Source organism: Pseudarthrobacter sp. BIM B-2242, from assembly GCF_014764445.1.
Classification (GTDB): Bacteria; Actinomycetota; Actinomycetes; order Actinomycetales; family Micrococcaceae; genus Arthrobacter; species Arthrobacter luteus_A.
Window position 1 is genome coordinate 2,744,493 of record NZ_CP061721.1, and the last position, 13,776, is coordinate 2,758,268.

9 protein-coding genes are annotated in these 13,776 nt (G+C 64.7%); 3 read left to right on the forward strand and 6 right to left on the reverse strand.

The window, feature by feature from the left end; genetic code table 11:
* Window positions 1–29: 29 nt before the first annotated feature.
* From IDT60_RS12605 to IDT60_RS12615, 3 genes are read right to left on the reverse strand one after another with little or no spacing between them, the layout of a single operon-like run.
* Window positions 30–4,883, reverse strand: a complete 4,854-nt coding sequence (locus IDT60_RS12605) for an NAD-glutamate dehydrogenase (RefSeq protein ID WP_191079311.1) — start codon at window positions 4,881–4,883, stop codon at window positions 30–32.
* Window positions 4,884–4,942: 59 nt separating this feature from the next.
* Entirely contained in the window at window positions 4,943–6,262 is a 1,320-nt protein-coding gene (locus tag IDT60_RS12610) for a P-loop NTPase (RefSeq protein WP_191079312.1), read from the reverse strand.
* Window positions 6,259–6,903 (reverse strand): hypothetical protein, encoded by a 645-nt coding sequence (locus IDT60_RS12615; RefSeq protein ID WP_191079313.1) that lies wholly within the window; start codon window positions 6,901–6,903, stop codon window positions 6,259–6,261. The genes IDT60_RS12610 and IDT60_RS12615 overlap by 4 nt, the downstream gene beginning before the upstream one ends.
* A 152-nt stretch (window positions 6,904–7,055) precedes the next feature.
* Between IDT60_RS12615 and IDT60_RS12620 the strand changes: the two genes are divergently transcribed.
* The gene (locus IDT60_RS12620) at window positions 7,056–7,271 is read left to right on the forward strand and encodes a helix-turn-helix domain-containing protein (protein ID WP_104062208.1); all 216 of its coding nucleotides are present in this window, start codon (window positions 7,056–7,058) and stop codon (window positions 7,269–7,271) included.
* A gap of 112 nt (window positions 7,272–7,383) precedes the next feature.
* Here the strand turns inward: IDT60_RS12620 and IDT60_RS12625 are convergent, their stop codons facing one another.
* Window positions 7,384–7,956 carry a hypothetical protein gene (locus tag IDT60_RS12625; protein WP_191079314.1) on the reverse strand — a complete coding sequence of 191 codons (573 nt, stop codon included), beginning with the start codon at window positions 7,954–7,956 and terminating at the stop codon, window positions 7,384–7,386.
* A 149-nt stretch (window positions 7,957–8,105) separates the two neighbouring features.
* On the opposite strand from IDT60_RS12625, the gene IDT60_RS12630 reads away from it, so the two are divergent.
* The gene (locus tag IDT60_RS12630; RefSeq protein WP_191079315.1) at window positions 8,106–9,041 is read left to right on the forward strand and encodes a LysM peptidoglycan-binding domain-containing protein; all 936 of its coding nucleotides are present in this window, start codon (window positions 8,106–8,108) and stop codon (window positions 9,039–9,041) included.
* 44 nt (window positions 9,042–9,085) lie between these two features.
* Window positions 9,086–9,562 carry an Rv3235 family protein gene (locus IDT60_RS23270; protein ID WP_223883711.1) on the forward strand — a complete coding sequence of 159 codons (477 nt, stop codon included), beginning with the start codon at window positions 9,086–9,088 and terminating at the stop codon, window positions 9,560–9,562.
* Window positions 9,563–9,721: 159 nt separating this feature from the next.
* Here the strand turns inward: IDT60_RS23270 and secA are convergent, their stop codons facing one another.
* A complete protein-coding gene (secA, locus tag IDT60_RS12640; RefSeq protein WP_191079316.1) occupies window positions 9,722–12,460 on the reverse strand; it encodes a preprotein translocase subunit SecA in 2,739 nt (912 codons plus the stop codon).
* A 47-nt stretch (window positions 12,461–12,507) separates the two neighbouring features.
* Complete coding sequence (locus IDT60_RS12645; RefSeq protein ID WP_191079317.1) at window positions 12,508–13,776, reverse strand: winged helix-turn-helix domain-containing protein; 1,269 nt, start codon at window positions 13,774–13,776, stop codon at window positions 12,508–12,510.

The window sequence follows — 13,776 nt, forward strand, 5'->3', positions numbered from 1 at the left end:
TGCACCTCCAGTTACGACGCAGGGGTTTCCTAGCGTCGGACGATTGACCTCAAGAGCCTCAATGCTACCGACAGTGAAGCCATGTCGTCGGCTTCGAGCGCGTTGACCTCATCAAACATGCTCTTCGCACGGCCCAGCTGCTCGGCATTTTGCCCCTCCCAGTCCTTTAGCCGGTTCTCCGCGGAGTCCTGGGACCCCGTGGACTCAAGCACCGCCGTCGTCATGTCCGAAACGGTGGAATACAGGTCATCCCGCAGGGCGGCCCGCGCCAGGGCCTGCCACCTGTCCTGGCGCGGCAGGTTGGTGATCCGCTCCAACAGGGCGTCGGCATGGAACCGGTTGAACACTGTGTAGTAGACCGCGGCGATCTCTTCCACCGGCTCGTTGCGTGCGTGCACGATCTTGGCAATGTCCAGCAGGACGAAGCTCTCGAACAGCTCTGCCCACCGGACGGCAAGGTCTTCCGGAAGCTCCCAGCCGCGTGCTTTCTCCAGCCAGCCCGCAACCCGCTCGCGGTCGTCGCCGCGCAGGTACTCAAGCAACCGGCCCCGCATCGGATCCAGGAGCGGCTTGAACTCCGCCACCACCCCGGCGATGGGACGGGAACTGCCGCCCTGGGCCAGCAGCCATCGGACGGCACGGTCCAGGATGCGGCGGATGTCCAGATGGACAGTGCTCCAGTGTTCGGTGGGGAATGAGGCCGGCAGACTGTTCAGTTCGTCCACCATGACATCGAGTTCGAAGATCTCACGGAGCGCCACGAACGCCTTAGCGACGGCCACCTCGGTAGCCGATGTCTCCTCCATGGTGCGGAACGCGAACGTGATGCCGCCCAGGTTGATCATGTCGTTGGCCACGACCGTGGCAATAATCTCGCGCCGCAGCGGGTGGGTGTCCAGTTCGGCGTCAAACCGTTCCCGCAACTGCGCCGGGAAGTAGGCGCGCAGCGTCGCCCGGAACCACGGATCATCAGCCAGGTCGCTGTCACGCAATGCCGACGCCAGCTCAATTTTCGCGTAGGCAGCCAGCACCGAGAGCTCAGGCGACGTCAGCCCCTGCCCCTGGCCAAGCCGCTCCTGCAGTGTCTCCGTGCTCGGCAGGGCCTCCAGTTCACGCTTCAGGTCAGCAGACTTCTCAAGCCAGTCCATCAGGCGCTCATAACTGGGACTCCACTCGGCCACTTTCTGTCGGTCGTTCAGGAGTAGGATGTTCTGGTCCACGTTGTCCTCGAGGACCAGCCGCCCCACTTCATCGGTCATGGAAGCGAGGAAGCCTGCGCGTTCCTCCGCGGACAGCTTGCCCGCCGCCACCATCCGGTCCACGAAGATCTTGATGTTGACCTCATGGTCCGAACAGTCCACGCCGGCAGAGTTGTCGATCGCATCAGTGTTCAGGATGACGCCCTGGAGCGCAGCCTCGATGCGGCCGCGCTGGGTCATGCCCAAGTTGCCGCCTTCGCCCACCACCTTGACCCGCAGGTCTTTGCCGTCCACGCGGATGGCGTCGTTGGCCTTGTCTCCCACAGAGGCATTGGATTCGGTGCTTGCCTTCACGTAGGTCCCGATCCCGCCGTTGTAGAGCAAATCGGCGGGGGCCAGCAGGATGGCCCGCAGCAGCTCCGGCGGGCTCAATTCGGTGGTCGCCTCGGGGAGCCCGAGCGCCGCGCGGACCTGCGGCGAAACCGGTACGGACTTTACTTGGCGCGCATACACGCCGCCGCCCTCGCTGATCAGGGACTTGTTGTAGTCGTCCCAGGAGGACCGTGGCAACTCAAAGAGCCGTTTCCGTTCCTCAAATGACGTTTCCGCATCCGGCGTCGGGTCCAGGAAGATGTGCCGGTGGTCGAAGGCGGCGACAAGCCGGATCTGACGGGACAGCAGCATGCCGTTGCCGAACACGTCACCGGACATGTCACCCACACCCACCACGCTGAACGGCTGCGTCTGGGTGTCTACGTCCAGCTCGCTGAAGTGGCGCTTGACCGACTCCCAGGCCCCGCGGGCGGTGATGCCCATGGCCTTGTGGTCATAGCCGACCGAACCGCCGGAGGCGAACGCGTCGCCAAGCCAGAAACCGTATTCAGCGGCCAGTCCGTTGGCGATGTCCGAGAACGTGGCCGTCCCCTTGTCCGCCGCCACCACAAGGTAGGAATCGTCGTCGTCGTGCCTGACAACGTCCGACGGCGGCACAACAGTTTCCGCCCCGTCCCTGGTGACGAGGTTGTCAGTGATGTCCAGCAGGCCGCGGATAAAGGTCCTGTAGCTCTCGGTGCCCTCGGCCAGCCAGGCAGCGCGGTCGGCAGCCGGATCAGGGAGCCGCTTCGCAAAGAAGCCGCCCTTGGCCCCGGTGGGCACAATGACCGCGTTCTTGACTGTCTGCGCCTTCACGAGGCCGAGAATCTCCGTCCGGAAGTCCTCACGCCGGTCAGACCAGCGCAGGCCGCCGCGGGCCACCTTGCCGAAGCGCAGGTGCACACCTTCCACGCGCGGGGAATAGACCCAGATCTCGAACATCGGCCGGGGGAACGGCAACCCCTCAATCCGGGCGGGATCGAGCTTGAAGCTCAGGTGCGGCTTGTACTGGTAGTAGTTAGTGCGGAGGGTGGCCTCGATAAGGTTGGCCATGGTGCGCAGGACACGGTCGGCGTCGAGCGTTGCCACCTCTTCAATCGCGGCCGCAAGTTCGGCACGGACCTTCCCCTGGGCTGCTGCCCGCTCATCACCGGACAAAGCCGGATCGAACCTGGCGGCGAACAGCGCCAGCAAGGCCTTGGTGACGCGCGGGTTGGCGAGGAGGGTGTCCGCCATAAAGCCGAACGAGTTGGAATTGCCCATCTGCCGGATGTACCGCGCGTACGCCCGCAGGACGGTGATCTGGCGCCAGTGCATCCCCTCACGCAGCACCAGCCGGTCAAAGCTGTCCGACTCCACTGCTCCGGAGACTGCGGCACCGAAGGAATCGCCCAGCAGCTCGCCGGTAGCCAGCGGATCGACGCCCGCCGGGTACTTCAGACCCAGGTCGTAGAGGAAGAAATCGCGGCGGTCCGCCGTCTCAATCTCAAACGGCCGCTCGTCCAGCACCTCAAGTCCCAAATTATGGAAGTACGGCAGGATCTGGCTCAGGCTCTTGGGCTCAAGCATGTACAGCTTAACCCTGGCGTCCTCTTCGAGATCCTCCCCGGCACCCTTCGGAAGGTACACGTGGACGCCGGGCCGCTCCTGCCGGGCACCGGCAATCCGCTCGGCTTCCGCCCCGTACTTCTCGAACCGGGCGATGTCCTCCAGCGCGTCCTCTACCTCGTAGTCCACCCGGTAGCCGGCAGGGAAGGCTTCGGACCAGATGGCGGCGAGCTCCTTCGACTTCCCGTCTGCCCCGCGGTCGCGCAGGACTTCGGCAATCCCCTCACTCCAGGAGCGGGCCGCCCGGACCAACCGCTTTTCGAGCTCCTCAACATTGACATGGCTGAGCTCGGCGTTTTTGGGCAGGCGGATCCGGTAGAAGAGGCGGGCCAGGGCCGATTCGGTCATCCTGGCTTCGTAGTCGATGCTTTCCGCTTTGAACGTGGACCGCAACTCATCCTCGATGCGGAGCCGGACGTTGGTGGTGTACCGGTCACGGGGCAGGTAGATCACCGCGGACATAAAGCGGCCGTAAATGTCCGGGCGCAGGAACAACCGCGTCCGCCGGCGCTCCTGGAGCCGCTGGATTCCGGACGCCGTGGCCGCCAGGTCCTCAATTTCGATCTGGAACAGCTCGTCGCGCGGGTAGGTTTCCAGGATCCCCAGCAGGTCCTTTCCGGAGTGGGAATCCGGCGGGAATCCCGCACTGTTCAGCACTGCGTCCACCTTCTCGCGGACGATGGGGATGTTCCGGACGGATCCGGTGTAGGCGCTCGTAGCGAACAGGCCGATAAAGCGGCGCTCGCCGTTCACGTTTCCAGCCGCGTCAAAGCTCTTCACGCCGATGTAATCCAGGTAGGCCGGGCGATGGACGGTTGAGCGGGAGTTGGCCTTGGTAATCACCAGCGCGCGCTTCTCGCGGGCCTTCCGCCGGCCTGCGTCGGTCAGGTGCTGCATGTGAGGCGCACCTGGTTTGGCGCGAAGCAGGCCCAGCCCGCTGTCCTCGCGCAGTTCCAGCAAATCTTCGCCGTCAACGGTGACCAGGTCGTACTCGCGGTAGCCCAGGAACGTGAAGTTGCCGTCATCGAGCCACCGCAGCAGGTCCTGAGCCTGCCGCAGCTCGGCGATCTGGGACGGGTGGGCCACCTGGTCAAGGCTCGCTGCGATCTGCATGGCCTTGTTCCGCATTTTCGGCCAGTCTTCGACGGCGGCGCGCACGTCCGCAAGGATCCGTTCCAGTCCCTCCTTGAGGGATGCCCGCGCTTCATCGGAGACGCGGTTGATCTCCACAGCGATCCACGACTCCATGTGGGACGTGTTTTCACCCTGCGCAATGAGGTGGGACATGAGGGGCATCGCGGCGGTGTCACCACTGGAGATCCCGATGTGGGACGGCACCCGGTCCACCTTCACCAGCTCTCCTGTTTCCCTGTTTCGGGTCACAACAAAGAGCGGGTGCAGGACGAGCTTGATCGCGGCGTTCTGGCGGACGAGTTCGGCGTTGACCGAGTCCACGAGGAACGGCATGTCGTCCGTGACGATATAAACGACGCTGTTGTCTTCTTCGCTGACGATCGAAATGTTCGCTTGTCCCGGCCGCCGTGTGGCGGCCATGTTGCGGTGGGTCTCCGCGCGGGTGGCCAGCAACTCCTGGGGGTAGCTCCGGGCATCCTCTTCAGCCAGGTGCTCGTAATAGTCTGCCAGGAATCCCTCCCGGTCTCCGACGGCTACGGACTGATCCTCCACGCTGGATCCAGACGACATCAACAAACGCCTCCATCACAAGAAATTGTTGCTGCACCGTTGCAGCACCTATGGCGAGCCTAACCCTTAACGAAGCGCCGCGAGGTGGAAGAAAATACAGAGGATTTAGCTGATCGTTGGGCAGGTGCACAAACCAAATCAGCTATTGCACGCCGGAGCTTGGACTCGGGGGCCGTTTCGAGCAATAAAGAGCCTCCCAAGAGGGCAGCATCGGCCGCGGAGCTGTCGGCAGGCAGGAAGGCGCTCAACCGAGGCGACGGGCCGTACCGTTCCCAAGCATCCTTCAGCTGACGTTCGGGCGACCTCCCGACAGCCGATGCCCGGACCTTGTTCAGCACCACAACAGGTGAAACGTGGGGCACGGCCAATTCAAGTTCTGCGAGCCCGCGGACCAGCCGCGGAACCCCTACAGGGTCGGCGGCCCCGACGGCGAAAACGGTGTCCGCCAGTTCCAGGCTCCGCAGGGTGGCCGCGTTCCGGCGCGGTGCCACCGTGTCGAAGCTGAGTTCTTCATCGGCTTCCAGGCAAAAGCCGGTGTCCACCACAACGACGTCGGCGATCTCCCTGGCGCGTTCCAGCACCAAGGACAGGGCTGCTGCCCGGAGCTCAGTCCATCTGTCAGCCCGGGTGATTCCCGTAAGCACCCGGAAGGTACCCAGCTTGGTGGCGACAGGAGACGCCACCTTGAGCAAAGCTTCGGCCTCGAGCAATCCCTGGTCCGCGAGCCTGCAGGCCTGGGCGATGCCGGCGGACTCGTCCAGGAGGCCCAGGACGGCCGCGATGCTGGCCCCGTAACTGTCCGCATCCACCAGCAGGACGGATTTTCCTTCTGCCGCCAGTTCCCCGGCGATGTTGGCTGCGACGAAGGTGCGGCCAGGCGAGCCGGCGGGTCCCCACACTGCGATGATCCTGCCGGCGCCCGAGGCCTCCGGCACCCCGGCGGATTCGGCAGCCAGCGGACGCAGAGCTGCACCCGTGTCGCCCAGCGCACTCCCGGACGTGGCGCCCCGGGTGGCGACGGCTGGCTGTCCCGTCAGCTGGGAAACGGCCTCGGCGATCCTGCCTGCCAAGGCGGCCGATTCGACACCGGTCAGTGCGGACGCCACGCCGATCCCGCGCAGCCTGGCGGCCTCTTCAGCGTTATCCGTCAGGGCAATGATGGCCACGCCCACTGCCCCGAGCCGGTCAACCAGGGAAGCGGTCAGCCCCTCGGAGCCGTCGGCCACCACTGCTGCCCGCGCCAGCCCGCTCTGGCAGGCAGCGAGCAGCTCGGTCAGTTCGGCGCAGCGCCGGACGACCGTGACGGGACCGTGAAGCCGTTCCAGGCCTCCGACGACGTCTTCCCGCGCCTGGCCGACTGTCACCACGGGGATGCTCATGAGGTGCCGCCGCCCGGGTTCCAGACCACGGAGATTTTGGCCTGGTTGGCCTGCGCTCCAAGGATGGCCGGCATTTGGCTGTCCTCAACAAGGACCATCAGCACCGTGTTGCGCGACGAGCCGAGGGCAGTGGATGCGGCAGTAACCTGGGCTATTTCAGCTCCGGACAACAGCAGCTTCGGCTCGCTGAATCCGTTCCTGGCATCGGGCGGCGCCACCCAGACATCCACCCGAGTACCCGCTACCGCCTGAGGGGGAAGGGGTTCGTCAATGGTCAGGGCGACAGGTTTGCGGTCCAAAGCGTCCACCGTGGCGAGGCTTTCCTTGGGCAGCAGCTGGTTCTTGCCGATTCGCTGGACCGCCACCATGTCCTCAGGCAGGCCCGCCTCCACGGTAACGTAATGCTCCTCAGTTTCACCGAGGCGGACCTTTGCCCTGACCACGCTGTCCGTGGTCAGTTTCTCTCCCACGGCGATGGAGTCCCGGGCAGCGTATACCTCAGTGGTCTTATCGGCACTGCCCACCAGCGAGATCACCCCCACTACGGACGCCAGGACCAACAGGACCCCCACCAGCAACCGCGGGTCCTTCCAGGAAGGCGGCTTCAGCCTGGCTCCCGCGGTTCCTGCATCGTGGCTCATGCCCTGCTCCCCCTAGCTTCGAGCCAGGCGGCTGCATGCGCCCGGACACCTCATTGTTGCGGCCCGGGCCCCGGAACAAAAGTCAAAAGCCCAAACAACATCAAACTGTGGATAACCACACCAGATCACACCTTCAGTGGCAAAATGGTTTTATGCCCAGATTCCTCACCCTCGCCGATGTTGCTGAGCAACTCCAGATCAACTCGCCGGCAGCTTATGCACTGGTCCGAAGCGGGGAACTCAAGGCGATCCAGGTGGGTGGCCGCGGTCAGTGGCGTGTTGAGGAAAAAATGCTCGAGCAGTACATCGAGGAGCGTTACGCCGAGGCCAGCCGAATGATCCAGGAAGCCAAGGCCAAGCAGGGCTGACCCGGGACCGCGTTCCAATCGGCCGGGTCCCGCGCGCGTTGTGTTGTTGTCCGGAGAATCTGCGCACGCGGGTCCAAAAAACTTGATGGGTTGGACACGCGCTGGCCGACGGCTACATCCCGCCGACGTGCCATGACCGGATTGCGCCCAGCGATCCGAAGGGAATTGTGGCAACCTGCCGGACCTGCGCGGCCCGCCGCGCCTCGCCCGGGGTGACCAGCGCCAGGTCCATAAAATCACCGCCCACGCGGTCAATGACGCCGGTGAGCCCGCCTTCCTTCGCCATGTCATGCCGCACCATGACTGCCACCCCGGCCCGATCGCGCGCCAGGCCCCGCAAGGCATGCGCCAGCCCGATCCGCCGGCGCACCTGCGAAGGCTCCGCAACCGAGAGCCGCCCCAGCCCGGCGTAGCGCGCCACCGCGCCATAAGGGATCAGCACCTGCTGCAGACCCTCGTCCAGGACCAGCGCGTCTGCTCCGGCATGGCTGAGCCTGCCTTCGAACGTCCGCCCGCCCAGGAGATGTACAGCCACCTGGCTCCCGAGGCCGGCGCGCAACCTGCCGGCCAGGACAACTGAGGCGGCCTCCACCCTGGCTCGCTCGGAGATCTCGGACTCAACCGCGAGCTTGCCGTCCTCGGCAAACTGGGCCTCCATGTCAGTGAACAGTGCATCCCAACGCATGGGCCCAAGCGTAGGGCGAGGCTTCACCGGCGGTCAACGCATCAATCCATTCCTTCCAGTCTCTGGACAAATCAAGAGCAGCGCAGTCAAACTGAACTCAGAAGGATCAAACAACATCAAACGACATTAAACATATCGATTGGGACCTCATGACCAGGGCTACGACACGCGAGCTTCGCGCTGATGCACTCATGGCACTTTCCATCCTGCTGCTGGGGGCATTTCTTTTCGCATCCGGACTGGGACTGCTGGATCGCTGGGAGCTCTCGGCGGCACGAGGGCAGTCACTCAGCGTGGACGACCTGCTGGGAGCTTTCGCCGCGGCAGCCGGGTTGGCGATCGTGGCGTGGTGGACCTTCGCCGTCATGCTGGCGGTGACAGTTGCCGCCTTGGCACGCTGCGGAAGGCCGCGGGCTGCCGCCCGGGCTGGCAAATATTGTCCGGCTTTTATGCGTCGCCTCGCCGTGGCGGCGCTTTCAGTGCAGCTCCTCGCAGCTCCGATGGCCCAGGCCGCCGTCCCTCCCACAGGACCTGCCTGGGTGCCAACGCAGGAAGCTGCGGTGCAGGCCCAGTGGTCCCCCACGGCGGCGCAGCTGGCCGCGAACCCACCGGAAGCGGATGTGCCCGCCGCACCGGTCACGCAACTGCAGGCCACACCGGAATCGCCCCTCGCCACACAATCCCGGATGGCAGAACCCCGGGCACCACAAACGCCACTTGCAGAAGCGCCGACACCACAACCGCTGCCCACGGACGACCCGGCAACAGAAACGCCGTCAACTGACGCTCCGCCGGCCGCGGTCCGGCCAGACTGGAGGCCCAGCGCACCCGTACCCGGCCCCGGGCTGCTGGCACCCCGGCCTGTCCGCGCCGCTCAGGACACAGCGTCGACGGGGAACGCGGTCACTGTGCTGGCAGGCGACACACTGTGGGACATCGCAAAGCGTCATCTGGGACCAGCTGCTTCCGATGTTGATGTCGCATTGCACTGGCCCCGCTGGTATGAGGCCAACAAGGCCCGGATCGGCGAAAGCCCGCATGTCCTGCTCCCCGGCCAGATCCTGAATGCTCCTTCCACCCGCTAGCCGTTCGTTCCGATCTTCATCAGCACACAACTAAGGGGAATCACATGAACGCAGTCACGCCAATCCGCCCCGCCCGGGCCGACGGAGGGCCGGCGGCAGCAGTCCCCCCTGTTCCGCTACGGCCCGCCAACACGCCGGGGGCTCCGGGCCTGCCGCTGCGCGCAGCGGACGAAACTTCGGAAATCCTCGCCATCACGCGCAGTACGGTGCAGGCCGCGATGGAGGTGCTGGCCGGCATCAGGCCGATCCACCAGCTGGCACGACGACTGGATCCCCGGTGTCTTGCATTGCTCCAGCACCGTGCAGGGCTGATCCGCCGCGAACAGGCCCGATCCTCGTCGCCTGCCCTGGCCAGGCTGCACCGGAACTCAGTGGTGCGCTCGGTCAGGGCATGCGAAGTCTCCCCCGGCATCTATGAGGCCAGCGCAGTGGTTATTGACGATGTCCGGGCACGGGCGGTGGCGGTCCGGCTGGAACGGGGCAAACAGGTCTGGCGTGTGACGGAATTCGTCGTTGGCTGAAGGTAGTTGCCGGGTGGAGGGAGACCGGGCGCTGGAAGGAGCCGCTTGCCGAAACAGACACCCAATGAAACAGGAAATGCCCGGAGCAGATGGTCCGGGCATTTCCTGTTGCCTGTCGTGCTGTCATGCCATGCCGCACGATCGCATGGTCCGCTGGGGTCAGCGGCGCTTCTTTTTCGCCTGACGCTTGGCGGTGTCCTGCGTTGCGGCCTTGGCCGGGTTGCCGGACCGGGACGAGGCGCGGCCCTCAACCCGGGTCTGGGAAGCGCCGTCTTCGCCGGGTGCCGTGTACTGCAGCTGTGCCGGCTTTTCGGGCGCTTCCAGGCCGGCGGCGTGGATCTGCGGTTCAACGTGCTCGGTGTGGCCACCGGCGGCATCCGCCACCACAACGTCCTGCGCCGGGGTGACCTCGACCTCCAGGTTGTAGAGGAAGCCGACACTCTCTTCGCGGATGGCCTCCATCATGGCCTGGAACATGGTGAAACCCTCGCGCTGGTATTCCACCAGCGGGTCACGCTGGGCCATCGCACGCAGGCCGATGCCTTCCTTGAGGTAGTCCATCTCGTAGAGGTGTTCCTGCCACTTGCGCCCGATGACTGAAAGCACCACGCGGCGTTCCAGTTCCCGCATGCTCTCCGAGCCAATGGCCTCTTCGCGGGCCTGGTAGACCAGCCGGGCATCAGAGAGCAGCTCCTCCTTGAGCATCTCAACGGTCAGCCGCGACTTGCCGCCGGCCTCCTCGATGATCTCCTCCGGGGTGATGCTCACGGGGTAGAGCGTCTTCAGGTTGGTCCACAGCTGCGTGTAGTCCCAGTCGTCACCGTTGCCTTCGGCGGTGGCGGAGTCGATCAGCGCGGTGATCGTGTCCTCGATGAAGAACTGCACCTTCTCGTGCAGGTCATCGCCTTCCAGGATCCGGCGCCGGTCACCATAGATGGCTTCGCGCTGGCGGTTCAGGACGTCGTCGTACTTGAGCACGTTCTTCCGCTGCTCTGCGTTGCGGCCTTCCACCTGGCCCTGCGCAGACGCGATGGCCCGCGAAACCAGCTTTGATTCCAAGGCCACATCGTCCGGGACGGAACTGTTCATCAGCCGCTCGGCGGCGCCGGAGTTGAAGAGCCGCATCAGGTCATCGGTCAGCGAGAGATAGAAGCGCGACTCACCCGGGTCGCCCTGGCGGCCGGAGCGGCCGCGGAGCTGGTTGTCGATGCGCCGGGATTCGTGCCGCTCGGTGCCCAGGACGTAGAGCCCGCCGGTGTTCAGGACTTCCTCGTGCTCGTCCTTGACGGCCTGTTTGGCCGCTTCCAGGGCGGCAGGCCACGCGGCCTCGTACTCTTCGGAATTAGCTTCCGGATCCAGCCCGCGCCTGGCCAGTTCGGCCACGGCGGTGAACTCGGCATTGCCGCCCAGCATGATGTCCGTGCCGCGGCCTGCCATGTTGGTGGCCACGGTGACAGCACCCTTGCGGCCGGCCTGGGCCACGATGGCGGCCTCACGCGCGTGGTTCTTGGCGTTCAGGACCTCGTGCCGGATGCCTTCCTTGGCCAGCAGCCGGGACAGGTATTCGCTCTTCTCCACGCTGGTGGTGCCCACGAGGACGGGCTGGCCCTTTTCGTGGCGTTCGGCAATGTCCTGCACCACGGCGTCGAACTTCACGGTCTCGTTTTTGTAGACAAGGTCCGGCTGGTCGATGCGCTGCATGTCCCGATTGGTCGGGATGGCCACAACACCGAGCTTGTAGGTGCTCATGAACTCGGCGGCCTCGGTCTCGGCCGTACCTGTCATGCCTGCCAGCTTGGAGTACATGCGGAAGTAGTTCTGCAGGGTCACCGTGGCCAAGGTCTGGTTTTCGGCCTTGATCTCCACGGCTTCCTTGGCCTCGATGGCCTGGTGCATGCCCTCGTTGTAGCGCCGGCCGGCCAGGATGCGGCCGGTGTGCTCGTCAACGATGAGGACCTCGCCGTCGAGGATGACGTAGTCCTTGTCGCGCTTGAAGAGTTCCTTGGCCTTGATGGCGTTGTTGAGGAAGCCGATCAGCGGGGTGTTCGCGGACTCATAGAGGTTCTGGATGCCCAGGTAGTCCTCCACCTTTTCGATGCCACTCTCGAGGACGCCGACGGTGCGCTTCTTTTCGTCCGTTTCATAGTCTTCGCCCAGTTTCAGGCGCTGGACGACCTTCGCGAATTCGCTGTACCAGCGGTTTGTGTCGCCCTGGGCAGGGCCGGAAATGATGAGCGGCGTGCGGGCTTCGTCAATGAGGATGGAGTCGACCTCATCCACGATCGCGAAATTATGGCCCCGCTGGACCAGCTCGGATTTGTCCCACGCCATGTTGTCGCGCAGGTAGTCAAAGCCGAATTCGTTGTTGGTGCCGTACGTGATGTCTGCGGCGTACATCTGCCGGCGCACCGAAGGATCCTGATTGGACAGAATGCAGCCGCTGGTCAGGCCAAGGAACCGGTAAACCCTGCCCATGAGATCTGACTGATATTCGGCGAGGTAGTCGTTCACAGTAATCACGTGCACGCCGTTGCCGGTGAGGGCGTTGAGGTAGGCCGGAGCAGTGGCGACGAGGGTCTTACCTTCACCGGTCTTCATTTCGGCGATGTTGCCAAGGTGGAGGGCAGCGCCGCCCATCAGCTGGACATCGAAGTGGCGCATCCCGAGCGTCCGTGACGACGCCTCCCGCACGGCAGCAAAAGCCTCCGGGAGAAGGTCATCCAGCTGCTCCCCGTCCTTGTGGCGGGCCCGGAGCCGGTCTGTCTCCTCACGGAGTTCGGCGTCAGTGAACGTCTGGAACGATTCTTCGAGAGCATTGATGGAGTCGGCATAGTTCCGAAGTTGCCGCAGGGTTTTTTTGTCACCCGTACGGAGAAGTTTTTCGATAAGTGATGCCACGTGAAGATACTCCCAGTCTGATGCTGCCGAATTCTGGCGTTTTTAGTCTACGGGAGAGACACAGGCCACGCGGCCGGTGTTCCCTCAGAGCGGATCGCTTCCCCGCCGCTGCGGAGGGCCGCCGCCACGGGCCCCGCCAGGTCCCCTGCCGGGGTGACCACAATGTCCCCTAGTCCCAGCCATTCAGCCATGAGTTCCAGCTCCCCGGCAAGTTCGACGGCGGTTCCCGGCGGCGCGTCCGGCTCACCGTACGCGGACCTGACCAGGAGCTTTCCTGCGGCACGGTCAGCCTTCAGGTCGACGCGTGCCACGATGGTCTCACCCAGGAGGAAGGGCAGCACGTAATACCCAAAGCGGCGCCGGTGTTCGGGGGTGTAGATCTCAATCCGGTAGTGGAATCCGAATAGTTCCTCGAGCCGGCGCCGCTCGAACACCAGCGAATCGAAGGGGCTCAGCAACGCCCGCCCGGCAGCCCTGCGGGGCATTCTGGCATCCGCATGGAGGAACACCTTCCGGTCCCACCCCGTCACCGACACCGGCTCCAGCCGGCCGGCCCGGACCAAATGCTCCACCGAGTCAGCCGCCGCCTTGATCGGCGTGCGGAAGTAGTCCGCGAAGCACCGCACGGTGCCGATTCCGTGGGCCTGGGCCGCAGCGTCGATCAGCCGATGCAGGGCTTCCACAGGATCCCGCTGGTCTTCCGCCAGCGGCCGACGGTCCGGCAGCACCCGCGCGGTGAGGGCGTATCTGCGCTCGAACTGCTCCGTCCTGGAATCGGCCGAGATGAGGCCCTCCTGGAAGAGGTCTTCGAGGACCCGCTTGACCGCGTTCCAGTTCCATCCCCAGTTCTCGGTGCTCCGGTCCTCCACATGCCCGATTCTTACCGTAAGTTCGGCCGCTGTCAGGGGCTTACCCGCGGCGAGGACAGCAAGGATCTTGCCGGCCACATCTTCGCGGAGCTCGGGCTCCAGCCGGCCGGCGCCTACCCACGTGCGTTTCTGCCACAGGACAAGGTCCGGGAAAAGTTCGGGTCGGATGAAGCTGGCCTCATGCGCCCAGTACTCCATCATGCGCCTGGGGTGCGTTCCGGACATCCGCTGCAGGATGGTGCGGTCGTAGTTGCCCAGCCTGGAAAAGAAGGGAAGGAAATGACTGCGGGACAGCACATTGACGGAATCGATCTGGACCACCTGGAGCCGGGCAAAGGTGCGGCCCACCGTCCGTGAGGTCACGGGGCCGGCGGGCCGTCCTTTGTCGAGTCCTTGTGCTGCCAGTGCGATCCGCCGGGCCTGATTAAGGCTCAGCGTCGCTGACAC